The 20298-nt window shown below is 64.0% G+C and carries 28 protein-coding genes; all 28 read left to right on the top strand.

Going from position 1 to position 20298, the window contains the following annotated elements; genetic code table 11:
* Positions 1-107 precede the first annotated feature (107 nt).
* The 28 genes from pcaH to rplE all read left to right on the top strand — a co-directional run bounded on the left by pcaH (position 108) and on the right by rplE (position 20248).
* Entirely contained in the window at positions 108-926 is an 819-nt protein-coding gene (pcaH, locus tag AC5RWU_RS05630; protein WP_494030109.1) for a protocatechuate 3,4-dioxygenase subunit beta, read from the top strand.
* A complete protein-coding gene (gene pcaG, locus AC5RWU_RS05635; RefSeq protein WP_494030110.1) occupies positions 926-1498 on the top strand; it encodes a protocatechuate 3,4-dioxygenase subunit alpha in 573 nt (190 codons plus the stop codon). The genes pcaH and pcaG overlap by 1 nt, the downstream gene beginning before the upstream one ends.
* A gap of 8 nt (positions 1499-1506) precedes the next feature.
* Entirely contained in the window at positions 1507-2913 is a 1407-nt protein-coding gene (locus AC5RWU_RS05640) for a lyase family protein (RefSeq protein WP_494030111.1), read from the top strand.
* Positions 2910-3773 carry an alpha/beta fold hydrolase gene (locus AC5RWU_RS05645; protein WP_494030112.1) on the top strand — a complete coding sequence of 288 codons (864 nt, stop codon included), beginning with the start codon at positions 2910-2912 and terminating at the stop codon, positions 3771-3773. Before AC5RWU_RS05640 ends, AC5RWU_RS05645 begins: the two co-directional genes overlap by 4 nt.
* Before the next feature lie 81 nt (positions 3774-3854).
* The gene (gene pcaC, locus AC5RWU_RS05650; protein ID WP_494030197.1) at positions 3855-4247 is read left to right on the top strand and encodes a 4-carboxymuconolactone decarboxylase; all 393 of its coding nucleotides are present in this window, start codon (positions 3855-3857) and stop codon (positions 4245-4247) included.
* Between the two features lie 113 nt (positions 4248-4360).
* Complete coding sequence (locus AC5RWU_RS05655; RefSeq protein ID WP_494030113.1) at positions 4361-5566, top strand: thiolase family protein; 1206 nt, start codon at positions 4361-4363, stop codon at positions 5564-5566.
* Between the two features lie 28 nt (positions 5567-5594).
* The gene (locus AC5RWU_RS05660; RefSeq protein ID WP_494030114.1) at positions 5595-6293 is read left to right on the top strand and encodes a 3-oxoacid CoA-transferase subunit A; all 699 of its coding nucleotides are present in this window, start codon (positions 5595-5597) and stop codon (positions 6291-6293) included.
* Positions 6290-6937 (top strand): 3-oxoacid CoA-transferase subunit B, encoded by a 648-nt coding sequence (locus tag AC5RWU_RS05665; protein ID WP_494030115.1) that lies wholly within the window; start codon positions 6290-6292, stop codon positions 6935-6937. Before AC5RWU_RS05660 ends, AC5RWU_RS05665 begins: the two co-directional genes overlap by 4 nt.
* 35 nt (positions 6938-6972) lie before the next feature.
* Positions 6973-7815, top strand: coding sequence for an IclR family transcriptional regulator domain-containing protein (locus AC5RWU_RS05670; RefSeq protein WP_494030116.1), 843 nt, complete (start codon positions 6973-6975; stop codon positions 7813-7815).
* A 333-nt stretch (positions 7816-8148) separates the two neighbouring features.
* The gene (gene rpsL, locus AC5RWU_RS05675) at positions 8149-8523 is read left to right on the top strand and encodes a 30S ribosomal protein S12 (protein ID WP_494030117.1); all 375 of its coding nucleotides are present in this window, start codon (positions 8149-8151) and stop codon (positions 8521-8523) included.
* A complete protein-coding gene (gene rpsG, locus AC5RWU_RS05680; RefSeq protein WP_494030118.1) occupies positions 8523-8993 on the top strand; it encodes a 30S ribosomal protein S7 in 471 nt (156 codons plus the stop codon). The genes rpsL and rpsG overlap by 1 nt, the downstream gene beginning before the upstream one ends.
* Positions 8994-9073: 80 nt before the next feature.
* A complete protein-coding gene (gene fusA, locus AC5RWU_RS05685) occupies positions 9074-11176 on the top strand; it encodes an elongation factor G (RefSeq protein WP_494030119.1) in 2103 nt (700 codons plus the stop codon).
* Between the two features lie 243 nt (positions 11177-11419).
* Complete coding sequence (gene tuf / locus AC5RWU_RS05690; protein ID WP_494030120.1) at positions 11420-12610, top strand: elongation factor Tu; 1191 nt, start codon at positions 11420-11422, stop codon at positions 12608-12610.
* Positions 12611-12688: 78 nt separating this feature from the next.
* Positions 12689-12820 carry a hypothetical protein gene (locus AC5RWU_RS05695; RefSeq protein WP_494030121.1) on the top strand — a complete coding sequence of 44 codons (132 nt, stop codon included), beginning with the start codon at positions 12689-12691 and terminating at the stop codon, positions 12818-12820.
* Between the two features lie 373 nt (positions 12821-13193).
* On the top strand, positions 13194-13502 hold the full coding sequence (rpsJ, locus tag AC5RWU_RS05700) for a 30S ribosomal protein S10 (RefSeq protein ID WP_003803825.1): 309 nt from the start codon (positions 13194-13196) through the stop codon (positions 13500-13502).
* Positions 13503-13518: 16 nt separating this feature from the next.
* On the top strand, positions 13519-14175 hold the full coding sequence (rplC, locus tag AC5RWU_RS05705; RefSeq protein ID WP_494030122.1) for a 50S ribosomal protein L3: 657 nt from the start codon (positions 13519-13521) through the stop codon (positions 14173-14175).
* Between the two features lie 4 nt (positions 14176-14179).
* Positions 14180-14797, top strand: a complete 618-nt coding sequence (rplD, locus tag AC5RWU_RS05710) for a 50S ribosomal protein L4 (protein ID WP_494030123.1) — start codon at positions 14180-14182, stop codon at positions 14795-14797.
* Positions 14794-15099: a 50S ribosomal protein L23 gene (rplW, locus tag AC5RWU_RS05715; protein ID WP_494030124.1), complete on the top strand. Its 306-nt coding sequence runs from the start codon at positions 14794-14796 to the stop codon at positions 15097-15099. Before rplD ends, rplW begins: the two co-directional genes overlap by 4 nt.
* A 31-nt stretch (positions 15100-15130) precedes the next feature.
* Positions 15131-15970: a 50S ribosomal protein L2 gene (rplB, locus tag AC5RWU_RS05720; RefSeq protein ID WP_494030125.1), complete on the top strand. Its 840-nt coding sequence runs from the start codon at positions 15131-15133 to the stop codon at positions 15968-15970.
* Between the two features lie 12 nt (positions 15971-15982).
* The gene (gene rpsS, locus AC5RWU_RS05725) at positions 15983-16264 is read left to right on the top strand and encodes a 30S ribosomal protein S19 (protein ID WP_296365801.1); all 282 of its coding nucleotides are present in this window, start codon (positions 15983-15985) and stop codon (positions 16262-16264) included.
* Between the two features lie 40 nt (positions 16265-16304).
* Positions 16305-16673, top strand: coding sequence for a 50S ribosomal protein L22 (rplV, locus tag AC5RWU_RS05730; protein ID WP_494030126.1), 369 nt, complete (start codon positions 16305-16307; stop codon positions 16671-16673).
* Positions 16674-17513 carry a 30S ribosomal protein S3 gene (gene rpsC / locus AC5RWU_RS05735; protein WP_494030127.1) on the top strand — a complete coding sequence of 280 codons (840 nt, stop codon included), beginning with the start codon at positions 16674-16676 and terminating at the stop codon, positions 17511-17513. It begins immediately after the preceding gene.
* On the top strand, positions 17514-17930 hold the full coding sequence (rplP, locus tag AC5RWU_RS05740; RefSeq protein WP_494030128.1) for a 50S ribosomal protein L16: 417 nt from the start codon (positions 17514-17516) through the stop codon (positions 17928-17930).
* 2 nt (positions 17931-17932) lie between these two features.
* A complete protein-coding gene (rpmC, locus tag AC5RWU_RS05745; RefSeq protein WP_494030129.1) occupies positions 17933-18265 on the top strand; it encodes a 50S ribosomal protein L29 in 333 nt (110 codons plus the stop codon).
* Entirely contained in the window at positions 18262-18561 is a 300-nt protein-coding gene (rpsQ, locus tag AC5RWU_RS05750) for a 30S ribosomal protein S17 (RefSeq protein ID WP_494030130.1), read from the top strand. Before rpmC ends, rpsQ begins: the two co-directional genes overlap by 4 nt.
* A 386-nt stretch (positions 18562-18947) precedes the next feature.
* Positions 18948-19316: a 50S ribosomal protein L14 gene (gene rplN / locus AC5RWU_RS05755; protein ID WP_494030131.1), complete on the top strand. Its 369-nt coding sequence runs from the start codon at positions 18948-18950 to the stop codon at positions 19314-19316.
* 3 nt (positions 19317-19319) lie between these two features.
* Positions 19320-19679, top strand: coding sequence for a 50S ribosomal protein L24 (gene rplX, locus AC5RWU_RS05760; protein ID WP_494030132.1), 360 nt, complete (start codon positions 19320-19322; stop codon positions 19677-19679).
* Complete coding sequence (rplE, locus tag AC5RWU_RS05765; RefSeq protein WP_494030133.1) at positions 19679-20248, top strand: 50S ribosomal protein L5; 570 nt, start codon at positions 19679-19681, stop codon at positions 20246-20248. Before rplX ends, rplE begins: the two co-directional genes overlap by 1 nt.
* The last annotated feature ends 50 nt before the right edge of the window (positions 20249-20298 follow it).

Raw genomic sequence — 20298 nt, forward strand, 5'->3', positions numbered from 1 at the left:
GCCAGCATCAGACCGTGCGCCCGGTCCACCAGGGGCCCCGCCCCGGGACCGCGGCGCCTTGTGCTGTCCGCCCCTTGGACGGCACGTGCCAGGAAAGGAGCCTCCCGATGGAGGAAGAGGCATTCGAGGATAGCCACGTCGTGGTGTCATCCGATGCTGCGGCTAACACGCAGGATGAGATTACTGCTGAGATCGGCAAGATCCACGGCCAGTACCAGGACAGCCTGCAGACCGACGGCAGGGAAGAGACCCAGCCCAGGATCGACTTCCGGCCGTACCGCAGCAGCATCCTGCGCCACCCCACCAAGGATCTGCACCACGCCGATCCGGAGACCATTGAGCTGTGGTCCCCGGCCTTCGGGCACCGGGATGTCCACGTCCTGGAGAGCGACCTGACCATCCAGCACAACGGTGAGCCGCTGGGTGAGCGCATGAAGGTCCGCGGACGCGTCCTCGACGGCGACGGCCGTCCGGTGCGCGGACAGCTGATCGAGATCTGGCAGGCCAACGCCGCAGGCCGTTACATCCACAAGCGGGACCAGCATCCCGCCCCGATCGACCCGAACTTCACCGGCGTCGGACGTGCCATCACCGGCGACGACGGCTCCTACGAATTCACCACGATCAAGCCGGGACCGTACCCCTGGAAGAACCACCTCAATGCCTGGCGTCCGGCCCACATCCACTTCTCGCTGTTCGGCACGGACTTCACCCAGCGCATGATCACCCAGATGTATTTCCCGGGCGATCCGCTGTTCCCGCTCGATCCGATCTACCAGTCCATCACGGACCAGAAGGCGCGTGACCGCCTGGTGGCCACGTACGACCACAATGTCACCACGCATGAATGGTCCACGGGCTACACCTGGGACATCGTGCTCACTGGCAGCAACCGCACCTGGATGGAACCGGAGGACGCAGAATAATGACTACTGAAACCACGAAGCTGGTTCCCACTCCCGGCCAGACCATCGGCCCGTTCTACGGCTACGCGCTGCCGTATGAAAAGGGCGGCGAACTGGTCAACCAGGCCCGTGAAGGCGCGGTCCGCCTGCACGGTGTTGTCTACGACGGCAACGGCGATCCCATCCCGGACAGCATGCTGGAAATCTGGCAGGCGGACGAGGACGGCAGCGTTCCCCGGGCCGACGGCTCGCTGGTCCGCGACGATTATACCTTCACCGGCTGGGGCCGCGTGGCCGTGGACAATGTGGGGCACTACACCTTCACCACGGTCAACCCCGGCCCCACGGAGGAAGGCTCCGCGCCGTTCATCTCCATGGTCGTCTTTGCCCGCGGCCTGCTGAACCGGTTGTTCACCCGTATCTACCTGCCGGAGGACACCGAAGCCCTGGCCAAGGACAAGCTGCTGTCCTCGCTGGATCCCGAGCGCCGCAGGACGCTGATCGCCGAGCGTGAGGCAGACGGTTCGCTGCGCTTCGATATCCGTCTGCAGGGCGAGGGCGAAACCGTGTTCCTCGACTTCTCGAAGGAGTAGCTAGATTGGTGAGCTCCCCTGATTACAGTGCGGCCGACGTCGGACTGCTGTCCCCGGCGTGGGCGGGAACCGAAGCGGCCGCGCTGACCTCCGACCGGCAGTTCCTGCAGGCCATGCTTGATGTTGAGCTGGCGTGGGTCCAGGTGCTGGCGGAGGAAGGCCTGGTGCCCGCGGGCGCTGCCGACGGCGTCGCCGCGGCGGCACAGGCATCCAGATACGTCGTGGCGTCGATTGCCGAACGGGCCCAGGGTGGCGGCAATCCGGTGATTCCGATGCTCGGCGATATGCGTAAGCTCGCCAAGGCGGAATCGGCCGAAGCCGCGGCCGCGATCCACAGGGGAGCCACCAGCCAGGACATCCTGGACACCGCCATGATGCTGATGGCACACCGTGCCCTCGGGGTGGTCCTCGCGGATACCCACCGGGCTGCGGCGGCGCTGGCCGCCGTAGCCCGCGAGCACAGCGCCACGCTTTGTGTGGCGCGCACGCTGACCCAGCATTCCCTGCCGGCCACCTTCGGGCTCAAGGCCGCGCAGTGGCTGGCCGGGATAGCCCAGGCGGCGACCGGCCTCAAGCGCGTGGCGGCGGAGCTGCCGGTCCAGTGGGGCGGAGCGGCCGGCACGGTGGCGGCGCTGACCATAATGACCGAGGGCCGGGACACCGGACCGCTGGAGTTGACCGCCCGGCTGGCCGAGCGCCTGGGCCTGGCAGCCCCCGCCGCACCCTGGCAGACCAACCGGCTGGCCGTCACCGGCCTGTCCGCGGCACTGCAGGACTTGCTGGCCGCGGCCGGGAAGATGGCCAATGACGTGCTGCTGCTCAGCCGCCTGGAGATCGGCGAACTGTCGGAACCCCGGGCCGAAGGCCGCGGCGGCTCCTCGGCAATGCCGCAGAAGCAGAACCCTGTGCTGTCCGTACTGATCCGCAGCGCCGCGCTCAGCGCCTCCGGCTACGGGGCCCAGCTCCAGCTCGCCGCGGCCTCGGCGGTCGATGAAAGGCCCGACGGCGGCTGGCACGTGGAGTGGCAGGCGCTGCGGCAGTTGCTGCGGCTGGCTGGGGGAGCGGCGGCCAAGCTGGCCGAACTGGCCGAAGGGCTCCAGGTGCATCCGGACCGGATGCGGACAAATCTTGAACTGACCGGTCCGCTGGTGGTCAGCGAAAAGGTCATGGCCCAGATGGCGCCGCTGCTGGACGGGGGCGAGCCCGGCTCCGGCAAGGCCAAGGTACAGTCCCTCGTGGCCGAATCGCTCTCCGGCGGGGCGGATTTCGCAGCGCTGCTGCGCAAGGCCGTGCCGCCGGACGCGCTGAGCGACCAGGCGCTGTCCGCAATGTTGGACCCGGCCCGTTATGTTGGGCAGTCTCCCCAGCTGATCGAGCGCATCATTGCGCAGTACCAGGAATGGAGTTCACGGTGAGTATTCCCGAAGTCAAGGCCACCCTGCTGGGCAGGGCCCCCGAAAAGACTGTTCCGGCCAAGCCGGTCCTGCTGGTGGGACCGTCCATCGGCACCGACAGCTCGATTGTCTGGGAAGCGGCGGCGGCCATCCTCGCGGAAGATTTCACTGTCCTCGCCTGGGACCTGCCCGGCCACGGTGCGAGCCCGGCCGCGACCGAGGGTTTCACCATGGCCGAACTCGCCCAGGGCGTGCTGGCGGTCGTGGACGCGCTGCAGGCGGAGAACGAAGGTGAATGCCTGCCCCCGGTGTATTTCGCCGGTGACTCGCTGGGCGGCGCGGTAGGCCTGCAGTTGGCCGTGGACCATCCGGAACGGTTTAACGGATTCGGCATCCTGTGCTCCGGAGCCAAGATCGGCGAGGAACAGGCTTGGCACGACCGCGCCGAGACGGTCCGCAGGCAGGGAACCCCGGTGCTGATCGCGCAGTCCGCCGAACGCTGGTTCGCTCCGGGCTTCATCGAAAAGGCGCCGGAGGTTTCCGGCCGGCTCCTGAATTCCCTGCAGCACGCGGATAAGGAAAGCTACGCCTTCTGCTGCGAAGCGCTGGCCACCTTCGACGTGCGGGACCGGCTGGGTGGAATCCAGGCCCCGGTGATCGCGATCGCCGGCGCCCACGACGTGGTGACCCCGCTGCCATTCGCCCAGGAGGTCGCGGACGGTGTGGCGCACGGCAGGGCGCTGGAAATCGCGGAGGCTGGCCACTTGGCGCCCGCGGAGACTCCCGCCGTCGTGGCCCGGGAACTGAAGGAATTCTTCCTGGCCGCCGTCGCCGAGGAAGCTGCAGAAGCCGAAGAAAAGATTGAAAGCGAAGCCAAATAAATGACTGACTCCAACGCAACTCCGGGCACCACTGCGCCGAAGGGCATCGATGTGCCCGGCTACGGTGCCTCAACTCCCGGAATGCAGCAGCATGAGGTATACGACGCCGGCATGGCGGTCCGCCGCGAGGTCCTGGGCGACGCGCACGTCGACCGCGCGAATGCGAACAAGGACGAGTTCAGCGAGGACTTTCAGAATATGATCACCCGCTATGCGTGGGGGACTATCTGGACCCGCCCGGGACTGGACCGCCGTATGCGCTCGGCCATCACCCTCACTGCGCTGATCGCGCACGGGCACCACGAGGAACTGGCTATGCATGTTCGGGCGGCGCTCCGCAACGGTCTGACCCGGGACGAAATCAAGGAAATCATGCTGCAGAGCGCCATTTACTGCAGCGTTCCCTCGGCAAACTCCGCCTTCAAGATCGCGCAGGGTGTCTTCGCCGACATTGACGCTTCTCCCGCGGGCTAGCTATAGTTCAGATTGCGTACAAGTGTTCGTGATGCGAACGCCTAAGCGGACGAGTTGGCGGACACTGTACGCAATCTGAACCAGTGATCAGGGAAGCCCAGAGGAAGCCAGCCATGAACCAGGCCTTTGTTTACGACGCGATTCGAACCCCCTTTGGAAAATTCGGCGGTTCGCTGGCGGGTGTACGCCCCGACGACCTTGCAGCCCAGGTTGTGCGCGGCATCGTCTCCCGGGTGCCGGACCTTGACCCGGCCCGCATCGACGAAGTCATCCTGGGTAATGCCAACGGCGCCGGTGAGGAAAACCGCAACGTGGCCCGCATGGCCACCCTGCTGGCCGGCCTGCCGACCTCCATTCCCGGCACCACGGTCAACCGCCTGTGCGGCTCCAGCCTCGATGCCACGATGATCGCCTCCCGCCAGATCGCCACCGGCGAGGCCGACGTCGTGCTCGTGGGCGGCGTGGAATCCATGAGCCGTGCACCCTGGGTCCTGCCAAAGACCGAGAAGCCGTACCCGGCCGGCGACCTGAAGCTGGCCTCCACGACGCTGGGCTGGCGCCTGGTGAACAAGAACATGCCCAAGGAATGGACCGTCTCCCTGGGCGAAGGCACCGAGATGCTGCGCGAACGCCACGGCATCAGCCGTGAGCGCCAGGACGAGTTTGCGGCCCGTTCCCACAAGCTCGCCACCGAGGCCTGGGACGCCGGACACTACGACAACCAGGTCATCGCGGTCGACGGCGTCGAGCTGGCCCGCGACGAATCCATCCGCCCGGGCAGCACGGCGGAGGTGCTCGCCGGACTCAAGACGGTCTTCCGTCCCGTTTCCGATGAGCCCAGCGGTGGAACCATCACCGCCGGCAACGCCTCGCCGCTGAACGACGGCGCCTCCGCCGCCCTGCTCGGCAGCGAAGCGGCCGCCGACAGCCTCGGCGTAGCTCCGCTGGCCCGCATCGCCGGCCGCGGCGCAGCAGCGCTGGAGCCGCAGTACTTCGGTTTCGCCCCCGTCGAAGCCGCCAACGGCGCGCTCAAGCGCGCCGGCATCACCTGGGGCGACGTCGCCGCCGTCGAACTTAATGAAGCCTTCGCCGCGCAGTCGCTGGCCTGCATCGATGCCTGGGATATCGATCCGGACATCGTCAATGCCTGGGGCGGCGCAGTGGCCATCGGCCACCCGCTGGGTGCTTCCGGCGTGCGCATCCTGGGCACGTTGGCCCGCCGCCTGCAGGTCTCCGGCGAACGCTACGGCGTCGCGGCCATCTGCATCGGCGTCGGTCAAGGCCTGGCCGTTGTGCTCGAAAACGTCACCAACAAGTAAGCCGGAATCAGAAGGAGGCACTGGGCGCATGCTCAACATTGCCAATTCAGCCCAAGAGGCAGTAGCCGGGATCCATGACGGGGCCACGGTGCTGATCGGCGGCTTCGGCAACGCCGGACAGCCGATGGAACTGATCGACGCACTGCTCGCCTGCGGGGCCAAGGACCTGACCGTGGTCAACAACAATGCCGGACAGGCCGACGCCGGGCTGGCGCTTCTCATCAAGGAGCGCCGCGTGAAGAAGATTATCTGCTCGTTCCCCCGCCAGTCCGACTCCTGGCACTTCGACGCCGCCTACCGCGCCGGCGAAATCGAGCTAGAGCTGGTGCCCCAGGGCAACCTGGCCGAGCGCATCCGCGCCGCCGGAGCAGGCATCGGCGGCTTCTTCACACCCACCGGTTACGGCACCATGCTGGCCGAGGGCAAGGAAACCCGCGTGATCGATGGCAAGGGATACGTCTACGAGACACCGATCCACGCCGACTTCGCCCTGATCAAGGCGCTGAAGTCGGACAAGACCGGTAACCTGGTGTACCGCAAAACCGCCCGCAACTTCGGCCCCATCATGGCCACGGCGGCCAAGCGCTCCATCGTCCAGGTCTCCGAGATCGTGGAAACCGGCGGGCTGGACCCGGAAGTCATCATCACCCCGGGCATCTATGTGGACACCGTCGTCAAGATCGAACCGCACGCGCCGGTTGTTACGGAACATGAGGTAAACCAGTGAGCGAGAAACTGACCAAGGACGAGCTGGCCCAGCTTGTTGCCAAGGACATTGCCCCCGGATCGTTCGTCAACCTGGGCATCGGCCAGCCGACCCTTGTCTCGAACTACCTGACCGCCGAGCAGGACGTCACCCTGCATACGGAGAACGGCATGCTGGGCATGGGGCCCGAGGCGAAGGGCGACCAGATCGACGAGGACCTGATCAACGCGGGCAAGATCCCCGTGACGGAACTGCCCGGCGCATCCTATTTCCACCACGCAGACTCGTTCGCCATGATGCGCGGCGGCCACCTGGACGTGTGCGTGCTGGGCGCCTTCCAGGTCTCCGCGACCGGTGACCTGGCCAACTGGCACACCGGCGCTCCGGACGCGATCCCGGCCGTCGGCGGTGCGATGGACCTGGCCACCGGCGCCAAGGACGTCTACGTGATGATGAGCCTGTTCACCAAGGACGGTAAGAGCAAGCTGGTGCCGGAGTGCACCTACCCGCTCACCGGCGTCGGCTGCGTGACGCGCGTCTACACGAACGAGGCGATCTTCCTGATCGGCCAGGACGGCGTGCGCGTCCGGGAGACCTTCGGCACGACGATTGACGAGCTGCAGGCGAGGATGGACGTCAAGCTGCTGCCGGCGTCGGACTCCTGACCGCAGTCACTGACGACGGAACCAGACAAGTGGCCATGACCCTTTCCGCCGACCAGCCCGGCAATGACGGCCCCGGCGGCAGCCCGGCCGGCACCCAGCCCGCAGGCGACCAGTTCGTGCAGTCGCTGGCCCGCGGGCTGAGCGTCATCCGGGCCTTCGATGCGGACAACCCCGTCATGACCCTGAGCGAGGTGTCGCGCCGGACCGGCCTGACCCGGGCCACAGCACGGCGGTTCCTCTATACGCTGGTGGAATTGGGCTATGTCCGGACGGACGGGCGGACCTTCGAGCTGACGGCCCTGGTGCTCCAGCTTGGGTACGCCTATCTGTCCGGACAGTCGCTAGCACAGCTGGCCCAGCCGCTGCTCGAGGACCTGTCCCGCGAGCTGCAGGAGTCGACGTCCGTCTCCATCCTGGAGGGGGACGACATCGCCTATGTGGCCCGGGTTGCCACCCGGCGGATCATGACGATCGGAATCTTTGTCGGGACGCGCTTCCCGGCCTATGCCACCTCCATGGGACGGGTGCTGCTCGCGGGGCTTCCGCGCGAACAGCTGGAGGACTACCTTGCGCGCGTGCAGCTGCGTCCGCTGACGCCGAACACCAAGACAACGCGTGCCGAACTGGCGACCGAACTGGACCGGGTGCGGGAGCGGGGCTGGTGCCTGCTGGACCAGGAGCTGGAGCTGGGCCTGCGGTCCCTTGCCGTTCCGGTCCGCAATTCAGCCGGGGAGGTTGTGGCTGCACTGAACGTTTCGATGCAGACATCGCTGCTGGGGGAGAGCCAGGGGATCGAGGACGCTGTCGCCGGGCTGCTGCCGAAACTGCAGGAGGCTTCGCTGAAGCTCACCGCAGCCATGCTGGCAACCGGCACCTAGCAGCAGCGCTGTCTTACCGCAGCAGTTCGCATCGGGGGAGCGGCGAAAGTCTGATAAACTAATACTCAATTGTTTGTGTGGCAGTGGATGAAGGTCACTTTCGGATCCCTTCCGGGGATCGTCTGGAGGCCCGTTTCCGGGTTGCAGGGTTCTTGTGCAACGAATGCCACACTTTTGCACGCCTACAGTCGTTTCAACTGATCTTCCGTAGGACCTGCGAAACGACTGACAATGCTCTCAATGCTTGGTCCCGGCCGGAGCTGCGGATGGAACGCAGCCGGCTATGGCAGGGCGGCAAGAGATTTATCCCGAGGAAAAACGGAGAACACGAAAGTGCCTACGATTCAGCAGCTGGTCCGCAAGGGCCGCTCACCCAAGGTCTCCAAGACCAAGGCGCCTGCGCTCAAGAGCAACCCGATGCGCCGGGGTGTCTGCACCCGCGTCTACACCACCACGCCGAAGAAGCCGAACTCCGCTCTGCGCAAGGTCGCCCGTGTGCGCCTGGCTGGCGGCATCGAAGTCACCGCCTACATCCCCGGCGTTGGCCACAACCTGCAGGAACACTCCATCGTGCTGGTGCGCGGCGGCCGTGTTAAGGACCTGCCGGGTGTCCGCTACAAGATCGTCCGCGGCGCCCTTGACACCCAGGGTGTCAAGAACCGTCAGCAGGCCCGCAGCCGCTACGGCGCGAAGAAGGAGAAGAAGTAATGCCCCGCAAGGGTCCGGCCCCCAAGCGGCCGCTCGTAGTAGATCCCGTCTACGGATCCCCGTTGGTTACCCAGTTGATCAACAAGGTCCTGGTCGACGGCAAGAAGTCCACCGCTGAGCGCATCGTCTACGGTGCCCTGGAAGGCGCCCGGGAAAAGACGGGCGGCGATCCGGTCGCGGCCCTGAAGAAGGCCATGGACAACATCAAGCCCAGCCTTGAGGTCAAGTCCCGCCGCGTCGGTGGCGCCACCTACCAGGTCCCCGTCGAGGTCAAGCCGGGCCGTGCGACCGCCCTGGCCCTGCGCTGGCTGGTCGGCTACTCCAAGGCCCGCCGCGAGAAGACGATGACCGAGCGTCTGCGCAATGAGATCCTGGATGCATCCAACGGTCTCGGAGCTTCCGTGAAGCGCCGCGAAGACACGCACAAGATGGCCGAGTCCAACAAGGCCTTCGCTCACTACCGCTGGTAGAAAACGATCGCAAGCCGTTGGCCCCCGGGCCGGCGGCTTGCGGTGCAGCCAACCTCCACACCCGCAAAAAGGGAGACATCGTGGCACTGGACGTGCTTACCGACCTCAAGAAGGTCCGCAACATCGGCATCATGGCGCACATCGATGCCGGCAAGACCACTACTACCGAGCGAATCCTGTTCTACACCGGCATCAACCACAAGCTTGGCGAGACCCACGACGGTGCGTCGACCATGGACTGGATGGCACAGGAGCAGGAGCGTGGTATCACCATCACCTCCGCAGCCACCACCTGTTACTGGAAGAACAACCAGATCAACATCATCGACACGCCCGGTCACGTGGACTTCACGGTTGAGGTTGAGCGCTCCCTGCGCGTCCTCGACGGCGCCGTTGCCGTGTTCGATGGCAAGGAAGGTGTGGAGCCGCAGTCGGAGACGGTGTGGCGCCAGGCTGATAAGTACAACGTTCCGCGCATCTGCTTCATCAACAAGATGGACAAGCTGGGTGCGGACTTCTATTTCACCGTGGACACCATCATCAAGCGCCTGGGTGCGCGGCCGCTGGTCATGCAGCTGCCGATCGGCGCCGAGAGCGATTTCGATGGCGTCGTCGACCTGCTGACGATGAAGGCCATGACCTGGCGCGGCGAGACCGAGATGGGCGCCCATTTCGAGACCGAAGAGATCCCGGCGGACCTCCAGGCCAAGGCCGAGGAGTACCGCGCGAAGCTGGTCGAGACCGTTGCTGAAGCAGACGAAGCGCTGATGGAGAAGTACCTCGAGGGCGAAGAGCTCACCATCGAGGAGCTTCAGGCGGGCATCCGCAAGATGACCATCAATTCCGAAATCTACCCGGTGTTCTGCGGTTCAGCCTTCAAGAATAAGGGTGTGCAGCCGATGCTGGATGCCGTGATCTCGTACCTGCCGTCGCCGTACGACGTTCCGAACATCAAGGGCCACGACGTCCGTGACGAAGAGGTCATCCTCGAGCGCGAAACCAATGCCGAGGCACCGTTCTCGGCGCTGGCGTTCAAGGTGGTGACGCACCCGTTCTTCGGCAAGCTGACCTACCTGCGCGTCTACTCCGGCAAGGCCGCCTCCGGTACCCAGGTCATCAACTCGACCAAGGGCAAGAAGGAGCGCATCGGAAAGCTCTTCCAGATGCACGCCAACAAGGAGAATCCGGTGGATGAAATCACCACCGGCCACATCTACGCGGCGATCGGCCTCAAGGACACCACCACCGGTGACACCCTGTGCGATCCGAACAACCCGATCGTGCTCGAGTCCATGAGCTTCCCGGAGCCCGTGATCTCGGTTGCCATCGAGCCCAAGACCAAGGGTGACCAGGAGAAACTTTCCACCGCGATCCAGAAGCTCTCCGAAGAGGATCCGACCTTCCAGGTCTCCCTCAACGAAGAGACCGGCCAGACGGTCATAGCCGGTATGGGCGAGCTCCACCTGGACATCCTGGTGGACCGCATGCGCCGCGAATTCAAGGTCGAAGCCAACGTGGGCAAGCCCCAGGTTGCATACCGCGAAACCATCAAGCGCGCCGTGGAGAAGGTCGACTACACCCACAAGAAGCAGACCGGTGGTTCCGGCCAGTTCGCAAAGGTGCAGGTCTCCTTCGAACCGCTGGACACCTCCGAAGGTACCTTCTACGAGTTTGAGAACAAGGTCACCGGTGGCCGCATCCCCCGTGAGTACATCCCGTCGGTGGATCACGGCATCCAGGATGCAATGCAGATCGGTGTCCTTGCCGGATATCCGTTGGTCGGTGTCAAGGCAACCCTGCTTGATGGCGCCTACCACGACGTCGACTCTTCGGAGATGGCGTTCAAGATCGCTGGATCCCAGGTCTTCAAGGAAGGCGCCAAGCGCGCCAACCCGGTCCTGCTCGAGCCTGTGATGGCCGTCGAAGTACGTACCCCGGAGGAATACATGGGTGACGTGATCGGCGACCTGAATTCGCGGCGCGGCATGATCCAGTCGATGGAGGATGCCAGCGGCGTGAAGGTTGTGCGCGCCAGCGTCCCGCTGTCCGAAATGTTCGGCTACATCGGCGACCTGCGTTCCAAGACCCAGGGCCGCGCGGTCTACTCCATGCAGTTCGACAGCTACGCGGAGGTCCCGAAGGCAGTCGCCGACGAGATCATCCAGAAGGTCCGCGGCGAGTAAATTTGGTTGATCTCCGGGAGTTCGCAGGGGCTCCGGGGGAGAAAACCGTGTGCAGCCGGCCGGCGGGCCATGCCCGTCAACCGGCCGGCTGCATACCAGCGCCGATGGCACTTAACGCAGGTGCCAGCACAATCCTGCAATTTCATCAAATCCGAAGCCAGCAGTAGACTTGCAAGAGTTTCAATAGCGAAAAGCGCTATTGAGGTGTACGTCTTCTGAAATAAAACGTTCTAGGAGGAACCCGTGGCGAAGGCAAAGTTCGAGCGGACTAAGCCGCACGTCAACATCGGTACCATCGGTCACGTTGACCACGGTAAGACCACGTTGACCGCTGCCATTTCCAAGGTGCTTGCTGACAAGTACCCCGATCTCAACGAGCAGCGTGACTTCGCAGCTATCGACTCTGCCCCGGAAGAGCGCCAGCGCGGTATCACCATCAACATCTCGCACATCGAGTACCAGACCGAGAAGCGCCACTACGCACACGTTGACGCTCCCGGCCACGCTGACTACATCAAGAACATGATCACTGGTGCAGCACAGATGGACGGCGCGATCCTCGTAGTTGCCGCCACCGACGGTCCGATGGCCCAGACCCGCGAGCACGTTCTGCTGGCCCGCCAGGTTGGTGTTCCCTACCTGCTGGTGGCCCTGAACAAGGCGGACATGGTTGAGGACGAGGAACTCCTCGACCTCGTCGAAATGGAAGTCCGTGAGCTGCTGAGCTCCCAGGAGTTCGACGGCGACAACGCCCCCGTGGTCCGCGTCTCCGGCCTGAAGGCCCTGGAAGGCGATCCGCAGTGGGTCAAGTCCGTCGAGGACCTGATGGATGCTGTCGACAACAACATCCCGGACCCGGTCCGCGACAAGGACAAGCCGTTCCTGATGCCGATCGAGGACGTCTTCACCATCACCGGCCGCGGTACCGTTGTCACCGGCCGTGCCGAGCGTGGCACCCTCGCCATCAACTCCGAAGTTGAGATCGTCGGTATCCGCCCGATCCAGAAGACCACCGTTACCGGTATCGAGATGTTCCACAAGCAGCTCGACGAAGCCTGGGCAGGCGAGAACTGTGGTCTGCTGCTGCGCGGTATCAAGCGTGAAGACGTGGAGCGTGGCCAGGTTGTCGTGAAGCCGGGTTCCATCACCCCGCACACCGACTTCGAGGCCAACGTCTACATCCTGTCCAAGGATGAAGGCGGCCGCCACAACCCGTTCTACTCGAACTACCGTCCGCAGTTCTACTTCCGCACCACGGACGTCACCGGTGTCATCACCCTGCCGGAAGGCACCGAGATGGTCATGCCGGGCGACAACACTGAGATGAGCGTTGAGCTCATCCAGCCGATCGCTATGGAAGAGGGACTCGGCTTCGCTATCCGCGAAGGCGGCCGCACCGTTGGATCCGGCCGTGTCACCAAGATCATCAAGTAATCACTGATTGCCTGATTCTTTGATTGGCCCCGCTGCCTGGCAGCGGGGCCAATCTCTTTAACGGATAGGATGGTGCCCATGGAATGGATCATTGTCCCAGCGGTGATCGCTGCCGCAGGCGCAGCCGTCCTCTGGGGCCGCAGGTATTTCCGGCATGAACTTGACCGCGCGAAGCGGATCCGCCGGGCCAACCGGCACGGCCGGCGCTGACGCCCGGAACGATCGCAGCGAACCGGTCGATTGGCATTCGCCGGTCATATCTGGCACACTGGATGAGTTGTTCAAGCGCTTTCGTATGTCTTGCTGTGAAGGTTTGCAGTGACGGTGTGCTGCGACTGTGTCCCGGCCAGGATAATGCCTGGCGCAGGGTCAGGTCCCACGGAATGAAAGCCCAAATATAACCCACCCCATTCTTTTGGCCAGGGACGTTTCGCGTCTGCGACACGCCCGACCGCGGGGGTCGGAGCCTCGGCAGGGTGAGGAACCCGGAACCATCCGGATTCAGCCTGCTGGAGGGGCGCCTATAGAGCGGCGCAACCGGTAAGTAAACAGAGCAGCACTGAGAAAGAGGAGCGGAGACGCCATGGCGGGACAGAAAATCCGCATCCGTCTGAAGTCATATGACCACGAGGTCATTGATGTTTCAGCACGGAAGATCGTTGAGACGGTCACGCGTGCAGGCGCAACGGTAGTAGGCCCCGTGCCGCTGCCCACCGAGAAGAACGTGTACTGCGTTATTCGTTCGCCGCACAAGTACAAGGACAGCCGCGAGCACTTCGAGATGCGCACGCACAAGCGTCTGATCGACATTATTGACCCCACGCCGAAGGCAGTCGACTCGCTGATGCGCCTTGACCTGCCGGCCGACGTGAACATCGAAATCAAGCTGTAGGGGAGAGCGGATACTTATGTCTTCTACAACTACACGCCAGGTAAAGGGCCTGCTGGGCACCAAGCTCGGCATGACCCAGGTCTGGGACGAGAACAACCGCCTTGTGCCGGTGACCGTCGTCCAGGCTGACTCCAACGTCATCACTCAGCTGCGTAATGCTGACGCCGACGGCTACACCGCTGTGCAGATCGGCTACGGCCAGATCGATCCCCGCAAGGTCACCAAGCCGCTGGCAGGCCACTTCGAGAAGGCCGGCGTGACGCCGCGCCGCCACGTCGTGGAACTGCGTACCGCTGACGCCGACAGCTACGAGCTGGGCCAGGAGCTCTCCGTGGAGATCTTCGAAGCCGGCCAGAAGGTCGACGTCGTCGGAACCTCCAAGGGTAAGGGCTTCGCCGGTGTCATGAAGCGCCACGGCTTTGCCGGCGTCGGTGCTTCCCACGGTCAGCACAAGAACCACCGCAAGCCCGGATCCATCGGCGGTGCCTCCACCCCGGGGCGCGTCTTCAAGGGCCTGCGCATGGCCGGCCGTATGGGCGCCGTCCGCCACACCACGCTGAACCTGACCGTTCACGCTGTCGACACCGAGAAGTCGCTGCTCCTGCTCAAGGGCGCCGTTCCCGGTGCCCGCGGATCGGTCGTCCTCGTCCGCACCGCAGTGAAGGGAGCCTAGTCCAATGGCTAACACTGTCCAGGTAGACCTGCCTGCAGAGATCTTCGACGTGCAGACCAACGTGCCGCTGCTGCACCAGGTCGTCGTCGCACAGCTCGCTGCCGCGCGCCAGGGTACCCACAAGACCAAGACCCGTTCCGAAGTTTCCGGAGCAGGCCGCAAGCCGTTCAAGCAGAAGGGTACCGGCCGTGCCCGCCAGGGTTCGATCCGCGCTCCGCACATGACCGGCGGCGGCGTGGTCCACGGACCGACCCCGCGCGACTACAGCCAGCGCACCCCTAAGAAGATGAAGGCTGCTGCACTGCGCGGCGCCCTGTCCGACCGTGCCCGCCACGGCCGCATCCACGTCATCGAGTCCCTGGTTGCCGGCGGAACGCCGTCCACCAAGGAAGCGCTGGCCAGCCTGCGCGCCGTTTCCGAGCGCGGGAACCTGCTCGTCGTCATCGAGCGCGCCAACGATGTTGCCGCACTGTCCGTGCGCAACCTCGAGGAAGTTCACGTTCTCTACGCAGACCAGCTGAACACTTACGACGTGCTTGTCGCCGACGATGTGGTCTTCACCAAGGCTGCTTACGAGGCTTTCATTGCAGCTAAGACAACTGCTAAGGAGGACGCCAAGTGAGCGCGACCACCGCAAAGGACCCACGCGACGTCGTCATTGCACCCGTCGTTTCGGAAAAGAGCTACGGCCTGATCGACGAAGGTAAGTACACCTTCCTGGTCGACCCGCGCTCGAACAAGTCCGAGATCAAGTTCGCTGTGGAGAAGATCTTCTCCGTCAAGGTGGACTCGGTCAACACCATCAACCGTGCCGGTAAGCGCAAGCGCACCAAGTTCGGATGGGGACAGCGCAAGGGCACCAAGCGTGCCATTGTCACCCTGAAGGAAGGCGCAATCGACATCTTCGGCGGTCCGCTCAGCTAGGGCGGAGACCACTTTAACGAGGAATTGAACTATGGGAATCCGTAATTACAAGCCGACAACGCCGGGCCGCCGCGGCTCCAGCGTTGCCGACTTCGCTGAAATCACGCGGTCGACACCGGAAAAGTCTCTGGTCCGTCCACTGCCTAAGAACGGCGGCCGCAACAACTCCGGCAAGATCACCACCCGCCACAAGGGTGGTGGCCACAAGCGCCAGTACCGTCTGATCGACTTCCGTCGTCATGACAAGGACGGTGTTGCCGCCAAGGTTGCCGAGATCGAGTACGATCCGAACCGCACGGCCCGCATCGCACTGCTGCACTACGTTGATGGCACCAAGCGTTACATCCTTGCTCCGGCCAAGCTGAAGCAGGGCGACTTCGTGGAGGCCGGCGCCGGTGCCGACATCAAGCCCGGCAACAACCTGCCGCTGCGCAACATCCCCCTGGGTACGGTTGTGCACGCTGTTGAACTGCGCCCGGGCGGCGGCGCCAAGATGGCCCGGTCCGCCGGCGCGTCCGTCCAGCTCGTCGCCAAGGAGGGCCGCTACGCCCAGCTGCGCCTGCCTTCCGGTGAAGTCCGCAACGTCGATGTGCGCTGCCGCGCCACGGTCGGCGAGGTCGGCAACGCCGAGCAGTCCAACATCAACTGGGGCAAGGCCGGCCGCCTGCGCTGGAAGGGCGTCCGCCCGACCGTCCGCGGTGTGGCCATGAACCCGATCGACCACCCGCATGGTGGTGGTGAAGGTAAGACCTCCGGTGGACGCCACCCGGTCAACCCGAACGGCAAGCCCGAGGGCCGTACCCGCCGCCCGAACAAAGAGAGCGACAAGCTTATTGTGCGTCGCCGTCGTACTGGCAAGAACAAGCGATAGGAGCCTGGACACATGCCACGCAGCCTGAAGAAGGGTCCCTTCGTTGACCAGCACCTTTTTGTCAAGGTCGCCAACGAGAACGAAAAGGGAACCAAGAACGTCATCAAGACCTGGTCCCGCCGGTCGATGATCATCCCCGACATGCTCGGGCACACGATCGCCGTTCACGACGGACGCAAGCACATCCCGGTGTTTGTCACCGAGTCGATGGTCGGGCACAAGCTCGGCGAATTCGCTCCCACGCGGACTTTCCGCGGCCATGTGAAGGACGACCGTAAGGGCAAGCGCCGCTGAGGCGCTTAGCTCCTACGTCTTAGACGAGAGAAGGAAAGCAATGGAAGCCAAGGCAATCGCGCGTCACCTGCGCGTAACGCCTATGAAGGCCCGGCGCGTCGTCAACCTTGTTCGTGGCAAGCAAGCGAATGAGGCTCTGGCAATTCTGAAGTTCGCCCCGCAGGCGGCTTCGGAGCCGGTATTCAAGGTAGTTCAGTCCGCAATGGCGAACGCCCGCGTTCTCGCAGACCGCGATGGTGTTCCCTTCGACGAGAGCGACCTGTTCATCAGCGAAGCATTCGTTGACGAGGGCCCGACCATGAAGCGGTTCCAGCCGCGTGCCCAGGGCCGCGCCTACCGCATCAACAAGCGAACCAGCCACGTCACCGTGGTTGTCGCAACCCCGGAAGAGAAAGGTGGGGATCAGTAAGTGGGACAGAAAGTAAATCCGCACGGATTCCGTCTCGGCATCACTACTGACCACGTTTCGCACTGGTTTGCTGACAGCAACAAGCCCGGACAGCGCTACAAGGATTTCGTCCGCGAGGACGTCAAGATCCGCCAGCTTATGTCCACCGGTATGGAGCGCGCCGGCATCGCCAAGGTTGAGATCGAGCGCACCCGGGACCGTGTCCGCGTGGATATCCACACCGCACGTCCGGGCATCGTGATCGGCCGCCGCGGCGCCGAAGCCGACCGCATTCGCGGCGAGCTGGAGAAGCTGACCGGCAAGCAGGTGCAGCTGAACATCCTCGAGGTCAAGAACCCGGAGATCGAAGCCCAGCTGGTGGCCCAGGGTATCGCCGAGCAGCTCTCTTCCCGCGTGGCATTCCGCCGCGCTATGAAGAAGGCCATGCAGTCCGCGCAGCGCGCCGGCGCCAAGGGCATCCGTGTCCAGTGCTCCGGCCGTCTGGGCGGTGCTGAAATGAGCCGTTCCGAGTTCTACCGCGAAGGCCGTGTGCCCCTGCATACCCTGCGTGCGAACATCGACTACGGCTTCTTCGAGGCGAAGACCACCTTCGGCCGCATCGGCGTGAAGGTCTGGATCTACAAGGGCGATGTCACCTCCAAGGAACTGGCTGCCCAGGCAGCTGCAGCTCCGTCCCGCGGACGCGGCGGCGACCGTCCGGGCCGCGGCCCGGCCGGCGACCGTGGTGACCGCCGTCGTCGTAACGACCGCCAGGCAGCCCCGGCCCAGGCCGAAGCGCCTCAGGCAACCGAAGCTGCGGCCCCGGCTGCTGCTCCGGCTGCAGAAGGAGGACAGGCTTAAATGCTTATCCCACGTCGAGTAAAGTTCCGTAAGCAGCACCACCCGGGCCGTTCGGGCGCTGCCACCGGCGGCACCAAGGTCAGCTTCGGTGAGTTCGGTATCCAGGCGCTGTCCCCGGCCTACGTGACCAACCGCCAGATTGAGGCCGCGCGTATCGCCATGACCCGCCACATTAAGCGTGGCGGCAAGGTCTGGATCAACATCTACCCGGACCGTCCGCTGACCAAGAAGCCGGCCGAAACCCGTATGGGTTCCGGTAAGGGTTCGCCGGAGTGGTGGGTGGCCAACGTCAAGCCGGGCCGGGTTCTCTTCGAGATCTCCGGTGTTTCCGAAGACGTCGCCCGCGAGGCTATGCGCCTGGCAATCCACAAGCTCCCGTTGAAGGCGCGCATCGTGCGACGCGAAGGTGGTGAATAGAAATGGCAGTTGGTTCGAAGGAACTGGCATCCGATCAGCTGGACAGCTTCGACAATGAGCGTCTCGTTGAAGAACTGCGCAAGGCCAAGGAGGAGCTGTTCAACCTCCGCTTCCAGTCCGCCACCGGGCAGCTGGAAAACCATGGCCGCCTGCGTGCTGTCAAGCGCGACATCGCCCGCATCTACACGGTGCTGCGCGAACGCGAGCTGGGCATTCGCCCGGAGGTCGCCGCTCCCGCCGAGGAAGCGACGGCCGAGAAGAAGTCCAAGAAGGCTTCCAAGGCAGAGGCAGCTCAGACGGCAGAAACCCCGGCAACTGAGGATGATGCCAAGTGAGTGAAAACAAGAATGAGGAAACTGTGACTGAGTCTTCCGCCCAGACTCGCGGTTACCGCAAGACCGTCCGCGGTTACGTGGTTTCCGACAAGATGGAAAAGACCATTGTGGTCGAGGTCGAGGACCGTGTGAAGCACTCGCTTTACGGCAAGGTCATCCGCCGCACCTCCAAGGTCAAGGCTCACGACGAGCAGAACAGCGCCGGCATCGGCGACCTGGTGCTGCTCAGCGAGACCCGTCCGCTGTCCGCCACCAAGCGGTGGCGCCTGGTCGAGATCCTCGAAAAGGCCAAGTAAACCAGTCCGGACAGCTGTCCGGCAGGTGGTCAGTACCTGACCGGGAAGGGCCCAAACCCAGCGGGGTTTGGGCTCTTCCCGCGTTCATGGGCCAGATCCGCGTGTGCTAAGATATTGAGTTTGTATGGCGCCCCATGTGCGCCAGACGATCCTCGTAAACAATCGTGCCACTGCATACTGCCCCCAATGCCGCCCGTCGTGCTGCCCAGCACGCTGCGCATGCATTCGCCGGGGACCGTGGGTGCCAGATGTTCCTGGCATGAGCGTTTAGTCCTGTTCTGGCAAAATCCAGGCAGGTCCAGAGACACCCCGAACAACCGTTCCGCAAGGCTCATGCCGTAGGCAGTTTTTCGGTCTGAGAACCAGCGCGACGCAAGGAGTAAAAATTGATTCAGCAGGAGTCGCGGCTTAAGGTCGCCGACAACACGGGTGCCAAGGAAATCCTTGCCATCCGCGTTCTCGGTGGTTCCGGCCGTCGCTACGCAGGCATCGGCGACGTCATCGTCGCCACCGTCAAGGATGCAATTCCCGGCGGTAACGTCAAGAAGGGCGATGTGGTCAAGGCCGTCATCGTCCGCACCAAGAAGGAACGCCGCCGTCCGGACGGTTCCTACATCAAGTTCGACGAGAACGCAGCTGTGATCCTGAAGAACGACGGGGACCCCCGCGGTACCCGTATCTTCGGCCCGGTCGGACGCGAACTTCGCGACAAGAAGTTCATGAAGATCATCTCGCTCGCCCCGGAGGTGCTGTAGTCCATGGCCAAGATCAAGAAGGGCGACCTCGTCCAGGTCATCACCGGCGCCAAGCAGGACCGCGGCGGCGACCGCGGCAAGCAGGGCAAGGTCCTGAAGGTGTTCCCCGAGTCCAACCGCGTCCTCGTTGAGGGCATCAACCGGGTCACCAAGCACACCAAGGTTGGCCAGTCCCAGCGCGGCACCAAGACCGGCGGCATCGAGACTTTCGAGGCGCCGATCCATGTCAGCAACGTTGCCATCGTTGACCCCGAGACCAAGAAGCCGACCCGCGTGGGCTACCGTACCGAGACCGTTGAGCGTGACGGCCGCGAGCGTACCGTTCGCGTTCGTGTTGCCAAGGCTTCCGGAAAGGATCTGTAATGACTGAGACCGTCACCAAGATCGTTCCCCGCCTGAAGGCCCGCTACGCTGCGGAAATCTCCAAGTCCCTCCAGGACCAGTTCCAGTACCCGAACGTGAACCAGGTTCCGCGCCTGGTGAAGGTCGTGGTGAACATGGGTGTCGGAGACGCCGCCAAGGACTCGAAGCTCATCGAGGGCGCCATCCGCGACCTGACCCAGATCACCGGTCAGAAGCCCCAGGTCACCAAGGCACGCAAGTCCATCGCGCAGTTCAAGCTGCGTGAAGGCATGCCGATCGGTGCGCACGCTACACTGCGCGGCGACCGCATGTGGGAGTTCGTCGACCGCCTGGTCACCCTGGCCCTGCCCCGTATCCGCGACTTCCGCGGCCTCAACGGCAAGCAGTTCGACGGCAATGGCAACTACACGTTCGGCCTGACCGAGCAGTCCATGTTCCATGAGATCGATCAGGACAAGATCGACCGCGTGCGGGGCATGGACATCACCGTGGTGACCACCGCCAAGACCGACGACGAGGGACGCGCGCTGCTCAAGGCGCTCGGCTTCCCGTTCAAGACCGAAGATTAATTCAACTACGTAAAAGGTCCAACTCCCGCCGGCCCAGCCCGGGGGAGCGA

The organism is Arthrobacter sp. B0427-1-12 (assembly GCF_059092905.1).